Source organism: Nocardioides sp. DN36 (assembly GCF_055380375.1).
Genome location: NZ_AP043823.1, coordinates 148,762 through 172,486, shown reverse-complemented (window position 1 = coordinate 172,486; position 23,725 = coordinate 148,762). Strand labels below are relative to the sequence as shown.

Genomic DNA, 23,725 nt, shown 5'->3' with positions numbered 1-23,725 from the left:
TGTTAACCACGCGAGGACACCTCGCCCCTCAGCGGTACATCGACCCTCGTACGTCGCCACCGTTGCCGGGGCCGAGGGCGACCTCGCACTCCCCCGAGTCCGCCTCGCAACGCAGCGTCCAGGTCCTCCGGGTCGGCATCCCGAAGCCCTGGTCCGGGTCTCCGACGGTCGAGCCGGGCGTGGCGGTCGGGTCGAAGCTCATCAGCACGGTGTCGTCGGACTCCCACACCGGCGAGGCGGCGACGCGCCCGTCCGTCGGGACCTGCAGCCGGACGTGGTGGTCGAGGTCGCCCGCGGACTGCACCCAGAACCCGTCCCGGGTCTCCTGCACCACGCGTCGGCGGTCCGTGGACCAGGACGACCACCCGACGGGCACGACGTCGCGGGAGACGAAGCGCCGGTCGGGCGTGACCACGCCCTCGACCGACGTCGAGGTCTTCTCCCCCGTGTCGAAGTAGAAGCTGTCGCGCAGGGCCAGTCCGTCCGCCGTCACGTAGGTGGCGTTCCCACCCCGGGAGAAGGGCATCCCACGCACCCTCCCCATCGCACCGGAGCGGATGTCGAACACCCAGGTCTGCCCTGTGTTCTCGAAGTTGACCACGTAGACCCTGCCCAGCTCGTCGATGCCGGGGACCCACACCTGCCCGGTCGGCAGCTCGACCGAGGCGACGCGCGTCGCGTGGACCAGGTCGAAGACGAGCAGCCGACCGACGGAGCCGGCTGAGGTGATCCACGCGGCGTACCGTCCGTCCTGGCTCAGCGCGGGCACCCAGGGACCGGGCCGGCGAGGGTCGAGGAGGGTGAGCCGGCCGTCGTCGACGAGGCGGACCCCTTCGTCGTCGAAGCCGATGGTCGAACCACCCCGGTGCACGAGGGTCTGGCACCCCCCGGAGACCGGTGCACCCGTCCCCGTGACGAGGTCGGCACCGGTGCAGTAGGGGATCGTCGGCGGGGCACCCCGGGGCAGGTCCCGGAGCCCGAGGCCGGGCTCGGGGGCCGGGTCCGGCCCCCCGGCCGGTCCCGGGTCGCGCAACGACGAGAGCGACAACGCCGCCCCGACCCCGAGCACGAGGGCGATCACGGCCGCCGCGAGCAGGGCCCGGCGCCGGGCGGCGGAGCGGCGGCGTACGGCGAGCCGCCCGCGCGCCAGCAGGCCCGGCAGGTCGGGCTCGGGCACCGCGAGCCCCTCGGACGCGCGTGCCAGCGTGTTCCGCAGGTCCTGGTCCATGCTCACGACTCGCTCACCACCTCTCGGTCGCCGGCCGCCGCGATCCCCCGACGCAGCGCCCGCACGGCGTCGTGCGACTGTGACTTCACCGTCCCGACCGAGCAGCCCAGCAGGTCGGCAACGGCAGCCTCGGTGAGGTCCTCGTAGAACCGCAGCACGATGACGGCCCGCTGCCGCGACGGCAGCGCGCAGACCAGCGGCCAGAGCAGCTGGTGGTCGAGGACCCCCTGCTCGGGCGAGGAGCTCGGCAGGTCCGGCGTGCGGTCGCTGAGGACCTCTCGCCGTCGGGCCAGACGGCGGCGGCCGGCGACGGCGGCGTTCACCATCACCTTGCGGACGTAGGCGTCCGGGGCCTCCATCCGACGCACCCGCGACCACTTCACGTAGACCGTCTCCAAGGAGACCTGCAGCAGGTCCTCCGCCGCCGGCCGGGAGCCGGTCAGCAGGTAGGCCAGCCGGTAGAGCGTCGACCACCGCGCGGCGGCGAACAGTGCGAAGTCCTCGTCCTCGCCCATGCCACCCTCCTCGTCGCCCCTCGACCAGTGAAAGGTCGCCACGACGACGAAGGGTTGGGTGGCCAGGTTCGGTCTAGACCGGTCGGTCAGCCGGCGTAGGGAACGCGCTCCCAGCTCAGCAACGGGCGGCCGGGCGCACCCACGGTCACCCGCAGGTAGTCGGTGTTGTTCGACGAGCCGTCGACCGTCACCCGGGTCAGGTTGTCCGCCGCCCCGTGCACGCGGTACGTCGACAGCCACGAGGAGCCGGTCGCCAGCGGGCGGTCGGTGTTGTAGACGTGGCTGTCGCCGTCGAGGAGGTACACCGGGCCTCGGAACCGCGACGCCTCGTCGACCAGGGCCTGCACCCACGGCTGGAAGGCGCTGATGTCGTCCCAGGTGGGCGTGTACGTCGGGTCGAACATGTCGGCCTGCTGCATCACCACGACCCCTCGGTCGTGCCGCTCCCGCGCGCCGGCGAACGCCGCGCGGAGCTCGTCGACGTCGGCGGCCGTGCGCTCCGCGACGGCCCGCCGCTGCTCCGGGGTCGACTCGGTGTTGCCCAGTCCCTCCCACGGCTGCAGCCCGTTGTTGCTCCCGGTCACGTTCGCCGCCACGAAGGTGACGCCCGCGCGCCGGTAGGTGACGTTCTCGGGGAAGCCCCGGTCGGCCTGCGAGGCGACCGGGAACGGGTCCTGCCCGAGCGTGCGGCCGGGCCGGTCGAAGAAGACCTCGCGCACCTTCTCGAGCCGCTCGAGCGGGTCGTAGGCGCCGTTGTTGGCGCGGTGGCAGTCGGTCCACTCGTTGTCGCCCGGCGTGTAGACCAGCCCGTCCTCGAACGTGTCGAAGTCGCGGCGGATCAGCCGGAAGTAGTCGTCGCTGCAGACGGAGGAGCCGTTCTTGATGTCTCCCAGGTGCACGACCGACCGGACCGCCGGGTCCTCGTTGATCTGCTGGATCCAGCCGGGGAACGCCGCCAGCTGGTCCGCACCGTACGGCACGTCGCCGATCACGGCGAAGGAGTAACCGGCTCCGGGCTGGTCGGACCTGTCCCCCTGGCTGCCGACCCCGGCCTGCGCGGCCCCGCCGACCGCGAGGGCGAGGGTGAGGGTGGTCAGGACGGTGATGGTGCGCGCACGACGCATGGCGATCCTCCGAGGCAGACGACAGTGCTCCGACCGTGCCCGGTCCACGTGAATGGCCGGTGATCGCGGTGTGAACTGAGACAAAGGCGACGTCCGGCGAGGTGAGACCTCCGGAGACTTCGCGGGGGCGTGGCGATACTCTCCGCTGCGGAGACCGATCAGCAACCACCGTCAGAGCAGGAGTGCCAGGTGCCGGACAGCAAGCCTGAGGTCAAGCAGCTGCGGAAGGTGCTCGTCGCCAACCGCGGCGAGATCGCGGTGCGGGTGATCCGCGCCTGCAAGGACGCGGGGATCGGGAGCGTGGCGGTCTACGCCGACCCCGACCGCGACGCGCTGTTCGTGCGGCTGGCCGACGAGGCCTACTCCCTGGACGGGGCGACCCCGGCCGAGTCCTACCTGGACATCGCCAAGATCATCGCGCTGGCCGAGAAGTCCGGGGCCGACTCCGTGCACCCCGGCTACGGGTTCCTCGCCGAGAACGCCGACTTCGCCCAGGCCGTCCTCGACGCCGGGCTGACCTGGATCGGGCCGCCGCCGGCCGCGATCGAGGCGCTCGGCGACAAGGCCCGGGCCAAGCACATCGCGGTGAAGGCCAACGCCCCCCTCGCACCGGGCACCAAGGACCCCCTCGAGGACGCCGACGAGGCCGTCGCGTTCGCGCAGGAGCACGGCCTGCCCATCGCCATCAAGGCCGTCTACGGCGGCGGCGGCCGCGGCCTGAAGGTCGCCCGCACCCTCGAGGAGATCCCCGACGCCTACGAGTCCGCGGTCCGCGAGGCGGTCACCGCGTTCGGTCGCGGCGAGTGCCTGGTCGAGAAGTTCCTCGACAAGCCGCGCCACGTCGAGACCCAGTGCCTGGCCGACCAGCACGGCAACGTGGTCGTGGTCTCCACCCGCGACTGCTCGCTGCAGCGCCGCAACCAGAAGCTGGTCGAGGAGGCACCCGCACCGTTCCTGAGCGAGGAGCAGCTCACCGAGCTCTACGAGTCCTCCAAGCGGATCCTCAAGGAGGCCGGCTACCACGGCGCCGGCACCTGTGAGTTCCTGGTTGCCCAGGACGGCTCGATCTCCTTCCTCGAGGTCAACACCCGCCTCCAGGTCGAGCACTGCGTCTCCGAGGAGGTCACCGGCATCGACCTGGTCCGCGAGATGTTCCGCATCGCCGCCGGCGAGGAGCTCGGCTACGACGACCCCGAGATCCGCGGCCACTCCATCGAGTTCCGCATCAACGCAGAAGACGGCGGCCGCAACTTCATGCCCGCCCCCGGCACCCTCTCCGCCTGGAGCCCGCCCCAGGGCCCCGGCGTCCGCGTCGACGGCGGCTACGAGAACGGCGAGACGATCCCCGGCTCGTTCGACTCCCTGATCGCCAAGCTCATCGTCACCGGCCGCGACCGCACCCAGGCCCTCGAACGCTCCCGCCGCGCCCTGGACGAGTTCGTCGTCGACGGCATGCCCACCGTCATCCCCTTCCACCGCGCCGTGGTCTCCGACCCGGCCTACGTCGGCGCGTCGAACCCCACCGGCGAGGGCGAGTTCACCGTCTACACCCAGTGGATCGAGACCGACTTCGACAACCAGATCGAGCCCTACGGCGGCGAGTCCGCCGAGGCCGACGAGCCCGGTGAGCGGCACACGGTCGTCGTCGAGGTCGGCGGCAAGCGCCTCGAGGTCGTCCTCCCCGCCGGCCTGGGCGGTCTCGGCAGCGGCCCCTCGACCGGCAACGGCGGAGGCAAGAAGCCCAAGCGCGCCGCCGGCAAGAAGGCCGGCGCGGCCGCCGGCGGCGACTCGGTCACCAGCCCCATGCAGGGCACCATCGTCAAGATCGCCGTCGAGGAGGGCCAGGAGGTCACCGAGGGCGACGTCATCGTCGTCATGGAGGCCATGAAGATGGAACAGCCCCTCAAGGCCCACAAGTCCGGCACCGTCACCGGCCTGCAGGTCGAGGTCGGCGCCACCGTCACCAACGGCGCGGTCATCTGCGAGCTCAAGGACTGAGCGGGTCGTAGCCTCGGACTCGTGAACGCCCCCGCACTCCGGGACCCCGGTCAGCGGGTCAGTCCGCGGGCCCGGTCGATGTGGCGGGTCGGCGCCCTCGTGCAGAGCGCCGTCGTGCTCGCGGTGCTCCTGCTGGCCGGCCCGGTCTGGGGCTGGTTCGAGCTGCGGTGGTGGCACCTGGCGCTGGTGGTGGCCGCGCTCGCGGCGTACGCCGTGGTCGTGCCCGAGTGGCGCTACCGGGTGCACCGGTGGGAGGTCACCGACACCGCGGTCTACACCCAGACGGGCTGGTGGACCCGGGAACGACGGATCGCCCCGATGTCGCGGATCCAGACCGTCGACTACTCCGAGGGCGCTGTGGCGCGGCTGTTCGGGCTGGCCAGTGTCACCGTCACGACGGCATCCTCCGCCGGCGCGCTCGAGATCGCTGGGCTGGACCGGGACCGGGCCCGGCTGCTGGTCGACGAGCTCACCCTGAAGGCCGACGCGGTCGCCGGCGACGCGACGTGAGACCGCGATGAGCGAGCTCGCCCGCGACCGCCGGTGGCAGCGTCTCGACGCGCGGATGCTGCTGGTCCACCCCGTGCGGGAGCTGCTCCGGTTCCTCCCCGTCCTGGTCGGCCTGCTCCTCGCGGGCAACGCCACCGGCGGGAGCGACCTCCCGTGGCAGCTGGTGGGCATCGCCGTTCCGATCGGGCTCGGGGTGCTCCGCTACGTCACCACCAGCTTCCGGATCACCCCGGGCCGGGTCGAGCTGCGGCGCGGGCTGCTCAACCGACACCTCCTGTCGGCGCCCCTGGACCGGGTGCGCACCGTCGACCTGACCTCCTCCCCCATCCACCGGCTGCTGGGGCTCACCACGGTCCGGATCGGGACCGGAACCGCCTCCTCGGACGACGAGGACCGCCTCGACCTCGACGGCCTGCCGCTGGCCCGCGCCCGCCGGCTCCGCGAGGACCTGATGCACCTCGCCCCGACCGCGGACGGCGCCGAGCGCGGTCCGGCCGAACGCCTCGTCGTCTCCTTCGACCCCTCCTGGATCCGGTTCGCGCCGCTCACCAGCGCCGGCCTGGTGGTCGCGGCCGGCGTGCTGGGCGCCACGGCCCAGGGCATGAACACCTTCGGGCTGTGGGACCGGCTCGACAGCGGGGCACTGCTCGACGACACCACCGCCCTGTCGTGGTGGACCGTGGTGCCGGTCGGCGTCGTGGGGCTCGCGGTCGTCGTGTCCGCGCTCTCCGTGGCCGGCTACCTGGTGGCGAACTGGGGCCTCACCCTCAACCACGCGCAGGGCGTCTGGCACCTCCGCCGCGGCCTGCTCACCACGCGGGAGACCAGCCTGGACGACGAGCGCGTGGCGGGCGTGAGCATCCACGAGCCACTGCCGCTGCGACTGGCGGGCGGCGGCCGGGCCTCGGCGATCGTCACCGGCCTGGACCGCAGGCAGGAGGGCAGCTCGCTGCTCGTCCCGGCGGCTCCCCGCCCGGTGGTGCTCAGGGTCGCCCGCGAGGTGCTCGGCACCGCCGGACCGGTGGACTCCGCGCTGGTCGGCCACGGTCCGCAGGCGCGGAGACGGCGGTTCACCCGGGCACTCGGCCCGGTGGCCGGGGTCGTCCTCCTCGTGCTGCTGCTCGTCCTGCTCGCGGACGCCCCGGCCTGGCTGCTGGCCCCGGCGCTCCTCGCCGTCCCGGCCGCGCTGGTCCTGGCGCTCGATCGCGCTCGCGGTCTCGGGCACGCCCTGGTGGCGGGGCACCTGGTGGCCCGGTCGGGCAGCCTCGACCGCTGCCGCCACGCGCTCGACACGCGGGACGTCATCGGGTGGACCTTCCGGTCCACCTTCTTCCAGCGCCGGGCCGGCCTCTCGACGCTGGTCGCCACCACCGCAGGCGGCCGGCAGGCGGTGACCCTGCCCGACGTACCGGAACCGGTGGCGGTCGACCTCGCCGCGGCCGCGGTGCCCGGCCTGCTCGGGCAGTTCACCGCCTGAGCCGGGCGTGGCAACCCCGCCCGGGTGTCTCGCCAGTCCGGACGCCGAGCCACGGGACCCTCGGCGCCGCTAGCCTCGACGCCATGTTCTCCAAGGTGCTCGTGGCCAATCGTGGCGAGATCGCGATCCGGGCCTTCCGTGCGGCGTTCGAGGTCGGGGCGCGCACGGTCGCGGTCTTCCCCTACGAGGACCGGTGGTCCGAGCACCGTCTCAAGGCCGACGAGGCCTACGAGATCGGTGAGCACGGGCACCCGGTGCGGGCCTACCTGGACCCGGAGGCGATCGTGGCGGTCGCGGTCCGGGCGGGTGCGGACGCGGTCTACCCCGGATACGGGTTCCTGTCGGAGAACCCGGCCCTGGCCGAGGCGTGCGCGAACGCCGGCATCACGTTCATCGGGCCGACCGCCGAGGTGCTCACGCTGACCGGCAACAAGGCGCGGGCGATCGCCGCGGCCAAGGCGGCGGGTGTGCCGACGCTGGCCTCGGTGGCCCCCTCGACCGATGTCGGCGCCCTGGTGGAGTCGGCCTCGGACCTGCCCTTCCCGCTGTTCGTGAAGGCGGTCGCCGGTGGCGGTGGCCGCGGGATGCGCCGGGTCGACGACCCGGCCGACCTGCGCGAGGCCGTGGAGACCTGCATGCGGGAGGCGGAGGGCGCCTTCGGTGACCCCACCGTGTTCATCGAGCAGGCCGTGGTCGACCCGCGCCACATCGAGGTCCAGATCCTCGCCGACGGCGAGGGCAACGTGATCCACCTCTTCGAGCGGGACTGCTCGGTGCAGCGCCGGCACCAGAAGGTCGTGGAGATCGCCCCGGCACCCAACCTCGACCCGGACCTGCGGGACCGGATCTGCGCCGACGCGGTGCGCTTCGCCCGGGAGATCGGCTACCGCAACGCCGGCACCGTGGAGTTCCTGCTCGACCCGGAGGGCAACTACGTCTTCATCGAGATGAACCCCCGCATCCAGGTCGAGCACACGGTCACCGAGGAGGTCACCGACGTCGACCTGGTGCAGTCCCAGCTGCGGATCGCCTCCGGCGAGACACTGGCCGACCTCGGGCTCTCGCAGGACGACATCGTGCTGCGCGGCGCGGCGCTGCAGTGCCGGATCACGACCGAGGACCCGGCCAACAACTTCCGTCCCGACACCGGCAAGATCACGACCTACCGCTCCCCCGGCGGGTCGGGCGTGCGCGTGGACGGCGGCACGACCTACACCGGCGCGGAGGTCTCGGCCCACTTCGACTCGATGCTGGCCAAGCTCACCTGCCGTGGCCGCACGTTCGACAAGGCCGTGGAGAAGGCCCGCCGGGCGGTGGCGGAGTTCCGCATCCGGGGCGTGTCCACGAACATCGCCTTCCTGCAGGCCGTGCTCGAGGACCCCGACTTCGCGAGCGGCAACATCACCACCTCCTTCATCGAGACCCACCCGCAGCTGCTCGCGGCCCGCGGCAAGGGTGATCGCGGCAGCAAGCTGCTGCGCTACCTCGCCGACGTCACCGTCAACCAGCCGCACGGCCCGGCCCCGGTCAGCGTCGACCCGGTGACCAAGCTCCCCGACGTCAACCTCGACGTGCCCGCCCCCGACGGCTCGCGGCAGCTGCTGCTCGAGCTCGGTCCCGAGGGCTTCGCGCGGCACCTGCGCGGCCAGCAGCGTGTCGCGGTCACCGACACCACCTTCCGCGACGCGCACCAGTCGCTGCTCGCCACCCGGGTCCGCACCCGCGACCTGCTCGCGGTCGCCGGCCACGTCGCGAGGACCACCCCCGAGCTGTGGTCGCTGGAGGCCTGGGGCGGCGCGACGTACGACGTGGCGCTGCGCTTCCTCGCCGAGGACCCGTGGGAGCGGCTGGCCAAGCTGCGCCAGGCGGTCCCGAACATCTGCCTGCAGATGCTGCTGCGCGGCCGCAACACCGTGGGCTACACGCCCTACCCCACCGAGGTCACCGACGCCTTCGTCGAGGAGGCCGCCCGCACCGGCATCGACGTGTTCCGGATCTTCGACGCCCTCAACGACGTCGAGCAGATGCGACCGGCGATCCAGGCCGTCCGCAACACCGGCACCGCGGTGGCCGAGGTCGCCCTCTGCTACACCGGCGACCTCTCGAACCCCGACGAGAAGCTCTACACGCTCGACTACTACCTCGACCTCGCCGAGCGGATCGTCGACGCGGGCGCGCACGTGCTCGCGATCAAGGACATGGCCGGCCTGCTGCGCGCCCCGGCCGCCCGCACCCTGGTCACCGCGCTGCGCGAGCGGTTCGACCTGCCCGTGCACCTGCACACCCACGACACCCCCGGCGGCCAGCTCGCGACCCTGCTCGCGGCGATCGACGCCGGTGTGGACGCCGTCGACGCCGCCACCGCCTCGATGGCCGGCACCACCTCCCAGCCCCCGCTCTCGGCACTGGTCTCCGCCACCGACCACAGCGACCGCGAGACCGGCCTGTCCCTGCAGGCCGTCTGCGCCCTCGAGCCCTACTGGGAGGCCACCCGCCGGGTCTACGCGCCCTTCGAGTCCGGGCTCCCCTCCCCGACCGGCCGGGTCTACACCCACGAGATCCCCGGCGGCCAGCTCTCCAACCTGCGCCAGCAGGCGATCGCGCTCGGGCTGGGTGAGAAGTTCGAGCAGATCGAGGACATGTACGCGGCGGCCAACGCCATCCTCGGCAACGTCGTGAAGGTGACACCGTCCTCCAAGGTCGTCGGCGACCTCGCCCTGCACCTCGTCGCGGTCGGCGCCGACCCGGCCGAGTTCGAGCAGGACCCGGGCCGCTTCGACATCCCCGACTCGGTGATCGGCTTCCTGGGCGGCGAGCTGGGCGACCCGCCCGGCGGATGGCCCGAGCCGTTCCGCACCAAGGCACTCGCGGGACGCACCTGGAAGGCACCGGCCGAGAAGCTGACCGAGGAGCAGGCCGCCGGCCTCGCCGCCGGCGAGACGACCCGCCGCCGCACCCTCAACGAGCTGCTCTTCCCCGGCCCCACCCGCGAGTTCACCGAGTCCCGCGAGACCTACGGCGACGTCTCGGCGCTCGCGACCATGGACTACCTCTACGGCCTGCGGCACGGCGAGGAGCACGCGGTCGAGATCGACGAGGGCAAGACCCTGATCCTCGGCGTGCAGGCCATCAGCGAGCCCGACGAGCGCGGCTTCCGGACCGTGATGGCCACCATCAACGGACAGCTGCGCCCCGTCAGCGTCCGCGACCGCAACGTCGCCTCCGAGGTCGCCGCGGCCGAGAAGGCCGACCCCAGCCGGCCCGGCGAGATCGCGGCACCCTTCCAGGGCGTCGTGACCATCGTGGTCGCCGAGGGCGACACCGTGGCCGCCGGCGACACCGTCGCCACCATCGAGGCCATGAAGATGGAGGCCTCCATCACCGCACCCGTCGCCGGCACCGTCCAGCGCCTCGCGCTCCACGACACCCAGGCCGTCGACGGCGGCGACCTGGTGCTCGTGCTCGGGTAGCCGGTCCCGCCCGCGGGCGGCGCCGGCTCAGCCGCGGAAGGTGCGGCGGTACGCCGTCGGGCTGACGCCGACGCTGCGCTGGAAGTGCCGGCGCAGCGTGGTCGCCGTGCCCATGCCGCAGCGGGACGCGACCTGCTCCACCGACGCGTCGGTGCGCTCGAGCAGGTCCTGGGCCCGCACGACGCGCTGCTGCAGCAGCCAGTCGAGCGGCGTCAGGCCGACCTCGGCCCGCATCCGGCGCGCGAGCTGACGCGTGCTGAGCCGGGCCTCCCTGGCGAGGTCCTGCACGGTGAGCGGTCGGTCGAGGTTCGCCCGGGCCCAGTCCAGGGCCCGCTCCAGGCGGTCGGTGGCCCGCGGGTCCGGCGGCGGGGTGATGAACTGCGCCTGGCCGCCGGGACGGTGCGAGGCCACCACCAGTCGCCGGGCCAGCCCGTTGGCCGCGGAGGCGCCGTGGTCGCGGTGCACGAGGTGGAGGCACAGGTCGAGCGCCGCCGTCTTCCCGGCCGAGGTCAGGACCTGGCCGTCGTCGACGTACAGCACGTCGGCGCGCACCTGCACCCGGGGATGGAGCCGGGCGAGCTCGGGGGCGTGCATCCAGTGCGTCGTGGCGGTGCGCCCGTCGAGCAGCCCGGCCGCGGCGAGGACGAACGCCCCGGTGCACAGGGCCACCACCCGCACGTCGGCGGCGTGCGCGTCGCGGAGCGCCGCTGCCAGGTCCGGGTCCGTCGAGCCGTCGAGCACGTCGGTGGACGGGACCACGACGGTGTCGACCTCGGCCAGGCGCGCGAACCGGTCGGTCGTCGCGCCGGGGAACCACGGCGACGCAGAGCCGTCGGGGGTGCAGACGACGAGGTCGTACCACTCCCCGGTCGGGGCGAGGTCGGAGCGGTCGACCCCGAAGACCTCGGCCGCGATCGCCGACTCGTAGAGCATCGCGTCCGCGTGGAGGGCCAGTCCGACCACGTGCGTCATGTCCGAAAGTGTACGCATGACGTCGGATCGGTCACTCGTGCCGAGTCGGGAGGACTGGTGGGATCGGTGCCATGAGCAGAGACGTGGTGGTGTACGGCGCCTATGGGCACACGGGTCGATTCGTCGTCGCGGAGCTGGTGCGCCAGGGGTTGAGCCCGGTCCTGTCCGGACGTGACCGCGGGCGCCTCGAGGAGCTCGCCACCCGCTTCCCCGGCCTCGAGGTGCGGCCGGCGCAGGTCCGCGACGACGAGGCGTTGGCGCGCGCCGTCCACGGCGCCGCGGTCGTGGTCAACTGCGCCGGCCCCTTCCTCGACACCGCCCTCCCGGTGTCGGCGGCAGCGGTCGCCGCGGGGGCGCACTACCTGGACGTCTCCGCGGAGCAGCCCGCGGTGCAGGGCGTGTACGACGCGTACGACGCGCCCGACCGCCCCCTGGACGTCGCCGTCGTCCCGGCGATGGCGTTCTACGGCGGGCTCGCCGACCTGCTGGCGACGTCCGCGGTGGGCCAGTGGGACCGCGTCGACGCCGTCACCGTCGCCGTCGGGCTCGACCGGTGGTGGCCGACCGAGGGCACCCGGACCACCGGGCGCCGCAACACCGCGACCCGCCTCGTCGTCCGGGACGGCTGTCTCGTCCCCGCCGCCGACCCGGCACGGGTGCGCGACTGGGTGTTCCCCGATCCGCTGGGCCGACAGTCGGTCGTCGACCTCCCGTTCTCCGAGATGGTGGTGATGTCCCGGCACCTGCCGGCGTCGCAGGTCGACACGTGCCTGAGCACGGGCGCGCTGCAGGACATCCGGGACCCGGCCACGCCGGCCCCGGAAGCGGTCGACGAGAGCGGATGCTCGGCACAGCGTTTCGTCGTGGAGGTCGTCGCGCGCCGTGGGGACGAGGAGCGCCGGATCTCGGCCTCCGGCCGCGACATCTACGCCGTCACCGCACCGCTCGTGGTCGAGGCGACCCGGCGCCTCGTCGAGGGGCGTGCGAAGGTGCTCGGGGCGGGCGCACCCGGGGAGGTCTTCGACGCCGATGACTTCCTGGACGCGATCAGCCCGCAGCACCTGCTCGTCCGGCACGGGTGAACGTCACCGGACCGGCTGTCGGTCCCTCGCTCAGCGGTGGCCGGCGACGAGGTCCGCGGCGAGCCACGACCCGTCCGTCACCACGGGGCGGGTGGTGGCCCGGCCGCTGCGCTCCGCGACCTTGAAGGTCAGCCAGGTCGAGCGCAGCCCGAGGGCTGCCCGGAAGGTGTCACCCGAGACGGTCACGCGCTGCTTGCTGCCCACCAGGGTCAGCGAGCGCAGCCGGCCGCCCCAGTCGCCGTTGCCGTCCCGGTCGGTGACCACGATCTTGGTGAGGTTGCCCAACGCCGGCCAGGTGCGCTCCAGGTCGGCGTCGGTCAGCTTGACCGACCAGGTGTGCACCGGGTTGCCCGACCACCCGTCGTACGGGTCCTTGCGCGCCGGCAGGTAGGGCACCGAGCCGGCCGAGGTCCAGCCGCCCGAGCTGGCACCGAACTGGGTGAAGGCGGGCTCGCCCCCGGACAGCAGCGCCTGGTGACGGGTCGCGTCGACGGCCGCGTCCGAGGCCGGGTGCTCGGCGGTCACGCCGCCGTACACCTGGCAGGACGAGGTGTCGCAGATCTGGTAGTGCGAGCCGTGCGGGTGGGCGCGCTCGTACGCCGCGTAGGTGCGCGCGGCGACGGCCTGCGCGCGCACGGCGGCCGGGCTCCACAGCGCCGGCATCTCCAGCGGGACGACTCCCCTGACGTAGTCCTCCAGACGCACCCGGTTCACGGTGTCGCGGGCCGCGGAGCCGGCCGAGGGCGCCGCGGAGCGCAGCGCCCCGCGATAGCTCCGGTTGCCCGACGGAGTGACCAGGGTGATCGGCTTCCCGTCGGCGGCGAACTGCGCCTCGCCCGCCAAGGTCGCGAACGGGTGCCACGACTTCGTGAGGTAGCCGACCCGGCTCCCGGCGCCGTCGGGCACGATCCGCCACCGCGACGCGCCGTTGTCGGGCAGCTCGGTGCGGGTGCCGGTCGCGCGGTCACGCAGACCCAGCCCCTTGCGGGCGAGCACGACGACGTCGTCGGTCGTGTCGGCGGTGATCAGCACGTTCACCCGTCCCTTGGCGGTGCCCCAGCTCGTGCCGTCGTAGTAGAAGTCGATGATCTGCTGGTAGGACAGTCCCTCGCGGGCGGCGCCCTCGGCGCCGTACTGCGACATCCCGTGGCCGTGGCCGAACCCGTGGCCCTTGACGGTGATCGCGGCCTTCGCCGGCACCCGCCAGCTGTCGCCGGCGGCCTGCGCGGGCGCGGTGCTGGAGACGACTCCGAGGGCGGCAAGGGCGGCGAGGACGGCCGGCCGGAGCGTCTTCATGATGGCTGCTCCCGGGGGGCTGTGACGGCAGGGACGGGTGTGAACGATCAATCGCACCACGAGTCACTGCAGCCCCGCAATTCGCATCGATGAACTACAGATCTGTAGTTCGCACGAGCCGCTTCGCCCCCCACCGGACTAGGCTGACGTCGCTATGGGCGGGACCACGTCGGGGCGGCGGGGCAACGTGCCCGCGGAGCTGTCGAGCTTCGTGGGACGCCGGCGCGAGCTGACCTCGGTGCGCGAGGGCCTGGCCACGCACCGGCTCGTGACGCTGCTGGGGCCCGGCGGCATCGGCAAGACCCGGCTGGCCCTGCGTGCGGCCGCCGACCTGGAGCGCGACCTGCCCGACGGCGCATGGGTCGTGGAGCTGGCCCCGGTGCAGGATCCCGAGCTGGTGGCGGAGACGGCGGTCGGGGCCCTGGGCCTGCGGTCGGCGGACCGGGGTGGCCCCACCGAGCGTCTCGCCGCGCACCTGCGGGACCGACGGCTGCTGCTGGTGCTCGACAACTGCGAGCACGTCCAGGAGGCCGCCGCGGCGCTCGCGGCCGCGTTGCTGTCGTCCTGCCCCGAGCTCCGGGTCCTGGCCACCAGCAGGCACGCGCTGGCGATCCCCGACGAGCTGGTGCTGACCGTGCCGCCGCTGCCGATGCCCGCTCCGGGCCGGGTCGCGGCGTCCCCGGAGGCCCTGCTGCACTACGACGCGGTCCGGCTCTTCGTCGACCGGGCCACCGCGAGCTGGCCGTCGTTCCGGGTCACCGACGCCAACCAGGCCGCGCTGGCCGAGCTGGTCTTGCGTCTCGACGGGATGCCGCTCGCGATCGAGCTGGCCTCGGTGCGGGCCCGGGCGCTGACCGTGCAGCAGGTCCTCGACCGTCTCGACGACCGCTTCGCCCTGCTCACCCGGGGCAACCGGGCGGCGCTCCCCCGGCAGCAGAGCCTGCAGGCGCTGCTGGACTGGAGCCACGACCTGCTCGACCCGCGGGAGCGACTGGCCTGGGCGCGCGCGTCGGTGTTCCGCGGCGGGTTCGACCTCGCAGCCCTCGCGGGCGTCGCCTGCGACGACGACCTGCCCGAGGCGTCGCTGGCCGACGTCGTGGACGGGCTGGTGGCCAAGTCGGTGCTGGTGCGCGAGCCGGCAGACATCGGCGGCGCGGCGCGGTTCCACATGCTCGAGTCGCTGCGGGAGTACGGCGCCGCACGGCTCGCCGAGACCGGTGGCACCGCGGCGTGTGCCGCACGGCACCGGCGGTGGTACGCCGGGCTCGCCTCGACCGCCGCGGGCGAGCTCTTCGGGCCGGCCCAGGTCGACTGGTTCACTCGGCTGCGCGCCGACCAGGACAACCTCCGCGCGGCGCTGCACGGGCTGGCACAGGAGGACGATCCGGTCGCAGGCCTGCGGATGGCGGCCGCGCTGCAGCACCACTGGATCATGGTGGGTCGTTTCGGCGAGGGCCGGGCGTGGGTGGAGCGACTGCTGGCCCGGCTGCCGGCGCCGGCCGTCGACGAGCCCGCCGAGCGCACCGTCGCGCGGGCCGCGGGGCTGGAGGTCGCGGGCCGGCTGGCTGTGCTGCAGGGGGAGATCGACGTCGGCAGGCCCCTGCTCGAGCAGGCACTGGTGGCCGCGACGGCGGCCGCGGACACGACGTGGCGGGCGCACGCCCTGCACGGGTTGGCACTCGCCTCCGCCTTCTGGGGCGAGCCCGCCGCGGCGCTGCCGCTGCTCGAGGAGGCGCTGGCGCTGCACCGGGACGGCTCTGACCCCTTCGGTGTCCCGCTCGCACTGGTCCAGCTGGCCACGGTGCACGCGACCCTGGGCGATCCTGAGCGCGCGATGGCCTGCGCCGAGGAGTGCATCGCGCTGAGCGAGGGGGCGTCCGAGCGGTGGTGCGCAGCCATGGCCCGGTGGGTGGAGTCCCTGGTCCAGTGGCGGCTCGGGCACGCGGCCCGGGCGCGCACCCACGCCCGCGACGTGCTCCGGCTCAAGGAGCCCTTCGGCGACCGGATGGGCATGGCGATGTCGGTCGAGGTGGTCGCGTGGGCCGCCTCGGCCGACCGCCCGGCCGAGGCGGCCCGGCTCCTCGGTGCCGTGCAGGCCGCCCTGGACTCGATCGGCGCGAGCCTCTTCGCCCACCTGCACGAGGACCACGAGCGCTGCCTCGCCCGCACCCGTGCCGCCCTGGACGACACCACCTTCCGGCGGGCGTTCGAGGAGGGGACGACGCTGCGCTTCGACGACGCGGTCGCGCTCGCTGCGGGGCGGCGTACGCCGGCTCCGGCGGACGGGCACGACGCCGAGGTCCGGCTCACCCGACGGGAGCGCGAGGTCGCCGCCCTGGTGGCCGAGGGCCTGGGCGACCGCGAGATCGCCGAGCGCCTGGTCGTGGCCCGGCGCACCGTCGAGGGCCACGTCTCCCACGTCCTCGGCAAGCTCGGCCTCACCTCCCGGACCCAGCTGGCCGCGTGGGTGGCGGCGCGGCAGGCGGGCTAGACCGGACCGGGGTCCCGCACGGTTCCCGTCCCCCAAATGGGCCATGGGAGGAGGACAGCCCTGCCCAGGTGTGCACGATGGGGCGTGCGGGGGGTCGCTGCCTGGGGAGGGAGCACCGTTGCCCGCGAGGTCCTTGTTTCGTCGCGCCCGCTGGACGAGCGGCATCCTGGCCGGCGCGCTCGTCACCACTCTCGTCGCCGCCCTCGTCGCCGTGGGCGCGCCCGCGTCGGCGGGGACCGCACCGAACGTGCCGTGGTCGTCGTACCTGCAGGGCTGGACCGACGAGTTCGTGCCGACCAGCGACAACGACTGCGTCGCCGGCCGGGACAACTGCCTCAGGGCGACGCTCAAGGAGCTGGCGCGGATCGCCGACAGCACCGCGAAGGGCTGCTCGCACGACGCGGTCTTCGCCCGCGCCTACCTGCGGATGACGCAGACCTACGGCTGGAGCCGGGACGTCCCCGGCTACTACGAGGACGTGCCGTTCGCCAACCACCAGGACGCCGTCTTCGCGAAGTACTACACCGACGCCTGGTACGCCTACCGGTCGGGCGACCGCGCCTCGGTACCCGAGGCGTGGCGGATCGCCCTGGACGCCTCGCGGGACGAGCGGGTGAGCGGCACCGGGAGCCTGCTGCTCGGCATGAACGCCCACATCAACCGCGACCTGCCGTTCGTGCTCGCCGCCGTCGGGCTGGTGGCGCCCGACGGCTCGTCGCGCAAGCCCGACTACGACGCCGTGGAGCAGTGGCTCTACACCGCCACCGAGCCGCTGCTGGCCGAGTTCGCCGCCCGCTTCGACCCGTCGGTCGACGACGCGGACGACCCCTCCGGGCTCAGCAACCTCGCTCTGTTCCAGCTCGTGTCCGGGTGGCGGGAGGCCGCCTGGCGCAACGCCGAGGCGCTCGTGTCCGCGCCGACCCCGGAGGCCCGCGCCCGGGTCGCCGCGTCGATCGATGCGGCCGCCGCCGACGGGGCCAGGACGCTGCTCGCCACCCAGTCCTACGTCCCGCCGTTGACGTCGGCCAGGCCCCGGGACGCATGGTGTGCCGCTCACCATGACGACGCTCCCCCGCTGCCCTACGACTTCGGCGCGGCGACGTCGTACGGCTACTAGCCGACGACCTGCTCCCATGCAGCGCTTGCAGCAGCCAGTGCCTCGTCCGTGGCCGCCCCCGGGGCCGGCCCACCCGGACGAGCCCCTGGTGGGGCGCCGCCACGAGCTGGCCGACCTGAGACAGGCCCTCGGTGCCGCGCGCCTGCTCACGCTCACCGGGCCGGGCGGGATCGGCAAGACGACGCTGGCACGCGCGGCGGCGGCCGGCCACCACCGCGCGCACCGCGAGGACACGTGGGCGATCGACCTCGTCGACCTGGCCGACCGGGACCTGCTGGCCCACGCGGTGGCCGGTGCGCTGGGGGTCCGGCTGCCGTACGACGGCGCGGCCGTCGAGGACGTCGCCGCCGCGGTGGCCGACCGGGCCGGACTGCTCGTGCTCGACGGCTGCGAGGTCGTGCTCGGTGCCGCGGCCGACCTGGTGAGCGTGCTCCTGACCGCGGCTCCCCGGCTGCGGGTGCTGGCCACGTCCCGCCAGCGGCTCGGCGTGACGGGCGAGGTCGTCGTCCCGGTCGGACCCCTGACGGGCGATGAGGCACGGGTGCTCTTCGTCGCCCGGGCCGCCGCCGCGTTGCCGTCGTTCCGGCTCACCGAGGACAACGCCGCCGCGATCGCGGACATCTGCGACGCGCTCGAGGGGGTGCCGCTCGCCCTCGAGCTGGCCGCGGCCCGGATCCGGGTGCTCTCTCCCCATGACGTCCTCGACCGGCTCACCGACCGGCAGCGGCTGCTCTCCAAGGGCGCCCCGGGCGCACCGGCCCGGCAGCGCTCGCTGCGCGCCTCGCTGGAGTCGAGCGACGAGCTGTGCTCGCCCGAGGAGCGGCTGCTCTGGGCCCGCCTGTCGGTCTTCGCCGGCGGGTTCCCGCTCGAGGCCGCCGAGACCGCGTGCGCCGGCGACGGCATCGACGCGGAGGACGTGCTCGACCTGGTCGACGGGCTCCTGGAGAAGTCTGTGCTCACACGCGAGGACGACGGCGCGTCGTACGTGCGCTTCCGCATGTCGGAGTCGCTGCGCGAGTACGCCGCGGAGCGACTGACCGCGGAGCAGTGGCGGGCCGTGCGGGACGGGCACCTCGCGTGGTGCGCGGGCCTGGTCCGCGCCGGGGCGGCGTCGTGGTTCGGGCCCGGCCAGGCCGGGTGGTGCCGCATGCTCCGGCGCGAGCACGCCAACCTGCACGCCGCGCTGCGTCATGCAGTCGAGGATCCCCGGCACGCGGCCGGGGCCCTGGACCTGGTCACCGCGCTGGAGCCCTGGTGGGCGGTGACCGGGCGGCTGGGCGAGGCGCGGCACTGGCTGGGGCGGGCGGCCGCGGTCGCCGGGCCGGACCCGGACGTGCTCGCGCGCGCCCTCGCCATGGAGGCCTGGATGGCGACCCTGCAGGGCGAGCCGGACGTCGCCCGCTCGGCGCTCGCCGAGGCGTCGACCCTGCTCGCCAGGGACGCGCGCATCGTCGGCGATGCCACCCGGGCTCGCGTGCTCGTCGCAGGCGGCGTCGAGACCTGTTGGCGTGGCCACCCGGGCGAGGGAGTGGTGCTCCTCGAGCAGGCGGTGGCCGCCGCACGGTCGGCCGGCGACCCGGCGGTGGAGTCCTCGGCGCTGCTCGTCCTGGGCGTGTGCCGCGGCCTCGCGGGCGAGCTCGACGACGCCCGTGCGACGCTCCGCCGTGTCGTCGACCTGACCGGGCCTGCCGGGGTGGTCCACGCCCGGTCCCATGCACTGGCCGCGCTGGGGATGCTGGAGCTGCTGCACGGCGACGACCCGTCAGGAGCCGCCGACCTCGCGCGGCAGGCCCTGGTCATGACGACGGATCTCGACGACAGGGCGGCCACGGCGGTCGTCCTCGAGGTGCTGGCCCGGGTGGCGGCGGTCGAGCGACGCACGGAGCGGGCCGCGACCCTGCTCGGTGCCGCCGACGCACTGTGGCAGCACCTCGGGGTCGACCCCGAGGCCGTCCCGTGGCCGGCTGAGGGCCGCCGCCCGCGCGAGTGGCGCGCTGGGGTCGACCAGGACAGGGCCTTTGCAGCGGCGTTCCGGCGCGGGGGAACCCTCGCCGACGAGCAGGTGCTGGCCCTGGCCCTGGAGCAGGCAGCGGTCGAGGAGCCGGCGGTGGAGGAGGTCCCGCTGACGCGGCGGGAGCTCGAGGTGGCCGGGCTCGTCGGGCTCGGGCGCTCGAACCGGGAGATCGCCGACCAGCTGCGGATCTCCCAGCGCACCGTCGAGACCCACGTCGAGAACGTCCTGCGCAAGCTCGGTTTCGGGTCCCGGACCCAGGTGGCCGCCTGGGTGGCCGAGCGGGAGGCCCGAGCGAGATGATCCGGGCCGGCTCCGGCTGCTGACGGTCAGGCGGCGGTGCTGCCGGCCGGGGGCACCGCCTCGAGCCGATCGGTGATCCCGCACAGGCGCAGCAGCCGCCAGACGAACGGGCTGGCCCGGACGACGGCGACGGTCCGTCCCTGCGCCTCGTGGATCCGACGGAAGGCCAGCAGCGCGCTGAGGCCGCTGGCGTCGCAGAACGTGAGCTCTCCCAGGTCGACGAGGACCGTGGTCAGGTCGCGCCGCGCGGAGAAGTCGTCCCGGGGCACCTCGTCGACGCACGCGACGTCGAGCTCGCCGCCGAGGGCGAGGAACAGGCACGGGGACTCGGGGACCAGCGAGACCTCCAACATGCTGGGCAGCTGGGACGGCTCGTGCATCGCGACATCACTCCAAGGGACTCCACGTCGGACTCTGTCGTCATCGATGCTGGCCCACCGGCCGCGATCCGACCTCCGGAGGACTACGGAGTCCACTACGTGACTCCACCACGTGGCACGTCCGCAGGCAGCGATGAGTCCGGCGGGTGCGCGGGGTCTCAGCACTCATGACCTTCACGACCGCCCACGTGTCCATCTCGCTCGACGGCTTCGTCGCAGGGCCCGACCAGACCATCGACGACCCCCTCGGGCGCGGCGGACTGGCCCTGCACCAGTGGCACTTCGACGCGGACCTGCCCGGCCACGAGGTGGACGCGCGCTGGACGGAGTCGCTGCTGCGCCCGCGCGGCGCCTACGTCATGGGGCGCAACATGTTCGGTCCGGTGCGGGGCGAGTGGTCGTCGTACGACGGCGACTGGCGCGGCTGGTGGGGCGAGGAGCCGCCGTACCACGCACCGGTGTTCGTGCTGACCCACCACGAGCACGAGCCGATCGAGATGGCGGGCGGCACGACCTTCCACTTCGTCACCGAGGGCTTCGAGAAGGCACTGGAGCTGGCCCGGTCGGCCGGCGATGGGGACGTCGACGTGGCCGGCGGCGCCTCGACGGTCCGCCAGGCACTGCGCAGCGGCGAGGTCGACGAACTGACCCTCGACATCGCGCCGGTGCTGCTCGGCGCCGGCGAGCGCATCTTCGACGGCTCCGTCGACGTGCGCCTGGAGCCGATCGAGGCGGAGCACTCCCCCTTGGCCACGCACGTGCGCTACCGCGTCGGCGGCTGAAGGATCCGGCCGCTCACCGAGCGGCAGCGGCGCAGCGTCGCGTCGCTCTCGTCCAGCAGCCGCGCCGCCTCGACGAGTCCCCCACCGGTGCGGTGACCGACAGAGCTCACCCGCGCCGGTGCCGCCTCGGCCAGCCGGGCCGGCGACATCAGCACGACCCCGTCGACCCGCAGCAGCCGCACCCCGAGGACGCGGGCGAGGAGGTGGGTCTCGACCACGACCCCGTCCGAGAGGTGGTTACTCCCGTCCGGCCGGATCTCCATGCTGCTCCCGCCACCCGGCGGCCCGGGCGGCCAGGGAGCCTCCCTCGCCGTACGTCTCCAGCCGGCGCGCCGCCTGCTGCGCCAGCGCCTGGATCTGGTCATAGCGCTCCCTTCCCGCGCGGGCGCCGAGCACGAAGGCGACCCCGAAGGCGCCGATCGTGGACAGCCTCACGAGTCGCCCTGGCGCCGCCGGACGGCGCTGGCCGCGGCGCTGGCGACGGAGAGCGCCAGCATCGTGGCGCCGGCCGTGAGACCGGACCGGGCGACGCTGCGGCTGTCGACCTTGCCCAGCGGCTTGGCGACCTTCTCCCAGGTCGTCTCCTTGTGGAACAGACCCATCACGCACTCCTCCCGTTCGACCTGCTCGACCTGCTCGACCTGGCCGACCTGGTGCCGCCCGTGCTGATCGCGCGGAGCAGCTGCTGCTTGGTCATCGACGAACGACCGTCGACCTGCTGTGCGGCGGCGATGTCCAGCAGCTCCGCCTTGGTCAGCCCCTTCAGGTCGCCGGGCAGCTTCGGGTCCGCCACCGTGTGGGCGACCGCGGCCGCCGTCCTGGCCGTGCGTTCCTGCACCGCCTCGACCCGGCCGATCGCAGCCTTGGCCCCCTCGGCCTCCCGTTCCGCGTCGGCCGCGACCTGCTCCGCCTGTGCCCGGGCCTGCTCGGCGGCCTCGTTCGCCGCCTGAGCGGCCTCCTCCGCCCTCGCCCTGGCCTCCGCGAGCTGCTCGGTCGCCCGGCGGTAGGCCTCCTCGGCGTCCCGCTGTGCGGTCTCGGCTGCCTCCCGCGCCTTCGCCGCCCGGGCGTCGGCGGTGGCTCGCTGCTTCTCGACGACGGCTGCCGCCGCCTGCTCGGCATCCGCCCGTTCGCGGGCGACCTGCTCGTCGGCACGACGCCGGGCCTCTGCCTCCCTGTCCTTGACCGCGCTGCGCTGCTCCGCCTCGACCTCGCGCACCCGGGCCTGCTCCTGCTCCGCGACCCGGTCGGCCTCCGTGGCGAGCTCGTGGGCGCGCTGCGCGGCCGCCAAGGCCTCCTGCTCGGCCCGGTGCGCGTCGTCGGCCGCGGCCCGGGCGCGGGCCAGCCGGGAGTCGACCGAGTCGGTGCCCGGGAGCGCGTCCCTGACGGTCTGCCCGACGCTCCTGATGGAGTCGACGACACCGGGGTGCGCGTGGTCGTCACGGCCGTTCGTCCGACTGTCGCCCTCCGTCGACGTGATCGCCTTGCCGACCAGCCACGACGTGTTGCGGGGGATGTCCTTCAGCCCCGCCGCCAACGTCCCGACCAGTCCATGTCGTTCGCGCGTGGTGCTCATGCGATGCCCTTCCCTCCCTGGGAGCCGCGCCCTCCAGCACGGCCGACGTGTGGCACACGTCACAGTGGCGGCGTACCCGACCTCTGGAGGGGCATGCGCGGACCGGCTGGCACTGCAGGCGCTACCGCGGACTCACCCGCTTGATCTCGAAGATCGTCGAGCGCAAGCCGAGGTTCTTCCGGAAGCTGTCACCGGTGACCGTGCCCTGCCATCCGGTCGAGCTGGTCAGCTGTACCTCCTCGACCCGGCCGCCCCGGGAACCCCGGCCGTCGCGGCTCAGGACCTGAAGCCCGACGAGGTCCTCGAGGTTGTAGGCCTCCTCGATGTCACGGTCCGTCACCGTGACGGGCCACCCGTAGTAGTCCGACGACGGGCCCTCGTACCGGTCCTCCTGCGCCACCAGGTAGGGGAAGCGGTCATCGGCGACCGTCCAGCCACCGTCGCTGGCGGAGAACTGCGCGTAGGCGAGCTCGCCGTCGTAGGTGAGGACCCGGTGGGCGGTCCCGTGCACCGCATCGCGGCCGGGGCCCGTCTCGCCCGGGACGCCGCCGTACACCTGGCAGGCGGAGGTGTCGCAGAGGTCGTAGGCGACCCGGTGGGTGTGGGCCCGCTCGTACGCCGCGTAGGTGCGGGAGGCGACCGCCTGCGCCCGCAGCGCCTGCTGGGGCCAGTCCGCGCGCATCTCCCTCGTCACGACGCCGCGCACGTAGGCCTCCATCGGCACCACGTTGACCGTGATCCGGGTGCCGGACGCGCTCCGGGTCGAGCGCAGCGCGCCGCGGTAGGCGACGCTGCCGTCCGGCGTCCGCAGGGTGACCGGCTTGCCGCCGGCGCTGATCTCCGCGTCGCCCCTGAGCACCCGCCAGACGTGCCAGCGCCCGGTCCGGTAGGAGACCTCGCTCCTCGTCCCGACCGGCCGGATCCGCCAGCGAGTGGCCTTCGGCTCGTCGAGCCGGAACGACTTCCCCGACTTCAGGTTGCGCACGGCCAGCCCTGCCCGGTCGTCGACCACGAGATCCTTGTCGCGGTCCCCGCTGATCAGCACCTTGACCTTGCCGCCCTCGTCACCGAGCTTCGTGCCCGGGTAGTAGAAGCGCAGGATCTGCTTGAAGCCCAGGTTTTTCCGGGCGGCGCCGTACGCGCCGTACTGCGACATCCCGACTCCGTGGCCGAAGCCGTCGCCCTCGAGCGTGATCGTCGCAGAGTCCGGGATGTCGTAGGGGTCGTCGGCGGACGCCACGGACACGGGTGGGACGAGAGTGGCGGCGACGACGGCGACCGCCGTCAATGAGGCACGACGCAGGATCAGCATGAGCTCCCCCGAGCGGATCGAATCATGGTGGGCCAGCATCCGACCACGGCCGCCGGGTCCAGGCAAGCCGGATCGGGGCGCCCG

Annotated in this window: 20 protein-coding genes; 9 read left to right on the top strand and 11 right to left on the bottom strand. The window is 73.8% G+C overall.

The annotated features are described in order from the left end of the window. Positions 1 to 28: 28 nt before the first annotated feature. The 3 genes from ACZ43H_RS01730 to ACZ43H_RS01720 all read right to left on the bottom strand — a co-directional run bounded on the left by ACZ43H_RS01730 (position 29) and on the right by ACZ43H_RS01720 (position 2,867). Positions 29 to 1,234 (bottom strand): hypothetical protein, encoded by a 1,206-nt coding sequence (locus ACZ43H_RS01730; RefSeq protein ID WP_464587256.1) that lies wholly within the window; start codon positions 1,232 to 1,234, stop codon positions 29 to 31. Then, positions 1,231 to 1,743, bottom strand: coding sequence for a SigE family RNA polymerase sigma factor (locus ACZ43H_RS01725; RefSeq protein ID WP_464587255.1), 513 nt, complete (start codon positions 1,741 to 1,743; stop codon positions 1,231 to 1,233). Before ACZ43H_RS01725 ends, ACZ43H_RS01730 begins: the two co-directional genes overlap by 4 nt. A gap of 86 nt (positions 1,744 to 1,829) precedes the next feature. After that, positions 1,830 to 2,867, bottom strand: coding sequence for a metallophosphoesterase family protein (locus ACZ43H_RS01720; RefSeq protein WP_464587253.1), 1,038 nt, complete (start codon positions 2,865 to 2,867; stop codon positions 1,830 to 1,832). Between the two features lie 189 nt (positions 2,868 to 3,056). Between ACZ43H_RS01720 and ACZ43H_RS01715 the strand changes: the two genes are divergently transcribed. The 4 genes from ACZ43H_RS01715 to ACZ43H_RS01700 all read left to right on the top strand — a co-directional run bounded on the left by ACZ43H_RS01715 (position 3,057) and on the right by ACZ43H_RS01700 (position 10,322). Continuing rightward, the gene (locus ACZ43H_RS01715) at positions 3,057 to 4,865 is read left to right on the top strand and encodes an acetyl/propionyl/methylcrotonyl-CoA carboxylase subunit alpha (protein WP_464587251.1); all 1,809 of its coding nucleotides are present in this window, start codon (positions 3,057 to 3,059) and stop codon (positions 4,863 to 4,865) included. A 21-nt stretch (positions 4,866 to 4,886) separates the two neighbouring features. Continuing rightward, entirely contained in the window at positions 4,887 to 5,375 is a 489-nt protein-coding gene (locus ACZ43H_RS01710; RefSeq protein ID WP_464587250.1) for a PH domain-containing protein, read from the top strand. A gap of 7 nt (positions 5,376 to 5,382) precedes the next feature. Beyond that, entirely contained in the window at positions 5,383 to 6,852 is a 1,470-nt protein-coding gene (locus ACZ43H_RS01705) for a PH domain-containing protein (protein ID WP_464587248.1), read from the top strand. Positions 6,853 to 6,935: 83 nt separating this feature from the next. Then, the gene (locus ACZ43H_RS01700) at positions 6,936 to 10,322 is read left to right on the top strand and encodes a pyruvate carboxylase (RefSeq protein ID WP_464587246.1); all 3,387 of its coding nucleotides are present in this window, start codon (positions 6,936 to 6,938) and stop codon (positions 10,320 to 10,322) included. 27 nt (positions 10,323 to 10,349) lie between these two features. Here ACZ43H_RS01700 and ACZ43H_RS01695 read toward each other — a convergent pair whose 3' ends face one another. Next, positions 10,350 to 11,294 carry a GlxA family transcriptional regulator gene (locus tag ACZ43H_RS01695; protein ID WP_464587245.1) on the bottom strand — a complete coding sequence of 315 codons (945 nt, stop codon included), beginning with the start codon at positions 11,292 to 11,294 and terminating at the stop codon, positions 10,350 to 10,352. A 71-nt stretch (positions 11,295 to 11,365) separates the two neighbouring features. Between ACZ43H_RS01695 and ACZ43H_RS01690 the strand changes: the two genes are divergently transcribed. Continuing rightward, on the top strand, positions 11,366 to 12,376 hold the full coding sequence (locus ACZ43H_RS01690; RefSeq protein WP_464587243.1) for a saccharopine dehydrogenase family protein: 1,011 nt from the start codon (positions 11,366 to 11,368) through the stop codon (positions 12,374 to 12,376). Positions 12,377 to 12,406: 30 nt separating this feature from the next. Here the strand turns inward: ACZ43H_RS01690 and ACZ43H_RS01685 are convergent, their stop codons facing one another. Beyond that, on the bottom strand, positions 12,407 to 13,672 hold the full coding sequence (locus ACZ43H_RS01685; RefSeq protein WP_464587241.1) for a SpoIID/LytB domain-containing protein: 1,266 nt from the start codon (positions 13,670 to 13,672) through the stop codon (positions 12,407 to 12,409). Between the two features lie 154 nt (positions 13,673 to 13,826). Here ACZ43H_RS01685 and ACZ43H_RS01680 point away from each other — a divergent pair, with 154 nt between their 5' ends. The 3 genes from ACZ43H_RS01680 to ACZ43H_RS01670 all read left to right on the top strand — a co-directional run bounded on the left by ACZ43H_RS01680 (position 13,827) and on the right by ACZ43H_RS01670 (position 19,594). Beyond that, positions 13,827 to 16,163, top strand: coding sequence for an ATP-binding protein (locus ACZ43H_RS01680; RefSeq protein WP_464587240.1), 2,337 nt, complete (start codon positions 13,827 to 13,829; stop codon positions 16,161 to 16,163). A gap of 118 nt (positions 16,164 to 16,281) precedes the next feature. Further along, complete coding sequence (locus ACZ43H_RS01675; protein WP_464587238.1) at positions 16,282 to 17,280, top strand: DUF5995 family protein; 999 nt, start codon at positions 16,282 to 16,284, stop codon at positions 17,278 to 17,280. Between the two features lie 88 nt (positions 17,281 to 17,368). Beyond that, a complete protein-coding gene (locus ACZ43H_RS01670; RefSeq protein ID WP_464587237.1) occupies positions 17,369 to 19,594 on the top strand; it encodes an ATP-binding protein in 2,226 nt (741 codons plus the stop codon). A gap of 26 nt (positions 19,595 to 19,620) precedes the next feature. On the opposite strand, the gene ACZ43H_RS01665 is transcribed toward ACZ43H_RS01670, so the two are convergent. Beyond that, entirely contained in the window at positions 19,621 to 19,974 is a 354-nt protein-coding gene (locus ACZ43H_RS01665) for an STAS domain-containing protein (protein ID WP_464587235.1), read from the bottom strand. A gap of 167 nt (positions 19,975 to 20,141) precedes the next feature. Between ACZ43H_RS01665 and ACZ43H_RS01660 the strand changes: the two genes are divergently transcribed. Next, a complete protein-coding gene (locus ACZ43H_RS01660; protein WP_464587233.1) occupies positions 20,142 to 20,756 on the top strand; it encodes a dihydrofolate reductase family protein in 615 nt (204 codons plus the stop codon). Here the strand turns inward: ACZ43H_RS01660 and ACZ43H_RS01655 are convergent. The 5 genes from ACZ43H_RS01655 to ACZ43H_RS01635 form a co-directional block, all read right to left on the bottom strand. After that, entirely contained in the window at positions 20,738 to 20,974 is a 237-nt protein-coding gene (locus ACZ43H_RS01655; RefSeq protein WP_464587231.1) for a hypothetical protein, read from the bottom strand. The genes ACZ43H_RS01660 and ACZ43H_RS01655 overlap by 19 nt on opposite strands. 19 nt (positions 20,975 to 20,993) lie before the next feature. Then, positions 20,994 to 21,191, bottom strand: coding sequence for a hypothetical protein (locus ACZ43H_RS01650; RefSeq protein ID WP_464587229.1), 198 nt, complete (start codon positions 21,189 to 21,191; stop codon positions 20,994 to 20,996). Next, positions 21,188 to 21,358: a hypothetical protein gene (locus ACZ43H_RS01645; protein ID WP_464587227.1), complete on the bottom strand. Its 171-nt coding sequence runs from the start codon at positions 21,356 to 21,358 to the stop codon at positions 21,188 to 21,190. The genes ACZ43H_RS01650 and ACZ43H_RS01645 overlap by 4 nt, the downstream gene beginning before the upstream one ends. Next, positions 21,358 to 22,329 (bottom strand): Rho termination factor N-terminal domain-containing protein, encoded by a 972-nt coding sequence (locus ACZ43H_RS01640; protein ID WP_464587226.1) that lies wholly within the window; start codon positions 22,327 to 22,329, stop codon positions 21,358 to 21,360. Before ACZ43H_RS01640 ends, ACZ43H_RS01645 begins: the two co-directional genes overlap by 1 nt. 121 nt (positions 22,330 to 22,450) lie before the next feature. Continuing rightward, on the bottom strand, positions 22,451 to 23,575 hold the full coding sequence (locus tag ACZ43H_RS01635; protein WP_464587224.1) for a SpoIID/LytB domain-containing protein: 1,125 nt from the start codon (positions 23,573 to 23,575) through the stop codon (positions 22,451 to 22,453). Positions 23,576 to 23,725: the final 150 nt, after the last annotated feature.

What these genes read in the sequence shown, in the direction of transcription:
- ACZ43H_RS01725 (WP_464587255.1), bottom strand. Translation starts at nt 1,743, where the DNA reads ATGGGCGAGGACGAGGACTTCGCACTGTTCGCCGCCGCGCGGTGGTCG.
- ACZ43H_RS01720 (WP_464587253.1), bottom strand. Translation starts at nt 2,867, where the DNA reads ATGCGTCGTGCGCGCACCATCACCGTCCTGACCACCCTCACCCTCGCC.
- ACZ43H_RS01705 (WP_464587248.1), top strand. Translation starts at nt 5,383, where the DNA reads ATGAGCGAGCTCGCCCGCGACCGCCGGTGGCAGCGTCTCGACGCGCGG.
- ACZ43H_RS01700 (WP_464587246.1), top strand. Translation starts at nt 6,936, where the DNA reads ATGTTCTCCAAGGTGCTCGTGGCCAATCGTGGCGAGATCGCGATCCGG.
- ACZ43H_RS01695 (WP_464587245.1), bottom strand. Translation starts at nt 11,294, where the DNA reads ATGACGCACGTGGTCGGACTGGCCCTCCACGCGGACGCGATGCTCTAC.
- ACZ43H_RS01690 (WP_464587243.1), top strand. Translation starts at nt 11,366, where the DNA reads ATGAGCAGAGACGTGGTGGTGTACGGCGCCTATGGGCACACGGGTCGA.
- ACZ43H_RS01685 (WP_464587241.1), bottom strand. Translation starts at nt 13,672, where the DNA reads ATGAAGACGCTCCGGCCGGCCGTCCTCGCCGCCCTTGCCGCCCTCGGA.
- ACZ43H_RS01680 (WP_464587240.1), top strand. Translation starts at nt 13,827, where the DNA reads ATGGGCGGGACCACGTCGGGGCGGCGGGGCAACGTGCCCGCGGAGCTG.
- ACZ43H_RS01665 (WP_464587235.1), bottom strand. Translation starts at nt 19,974, where the DNA reads ATGCACGAGCCGTCCCAGCTGCCCAGCATGTTGGAGGTCTCGCTGGTC.
- ACZ43H_RS01660 (WP_464587233.1), top strand. Translation starts at nt 20,142, where the DNA reads ATGACCTTCACGACCGCCCACGTGTCCATCTCGCTCGACGGCTTCGTC.
- ACZ43H_RS01645 (WP_464587227.1), bottom strand. Translation starts at nt 21,358, where the DNA reads ATGGGTCTGTTCCACAAGGAGACGACCTGGGAGAAGGTCGCCAAGCCG.
- ACZ43H_RS01640 (WP_464587226.1), bottom strand. Translation starts at nt 22,329, where the DNA reads ATGAGCACCACGCGCGAACGACATGGACTGGTCGGGACGTTGGCGGCG.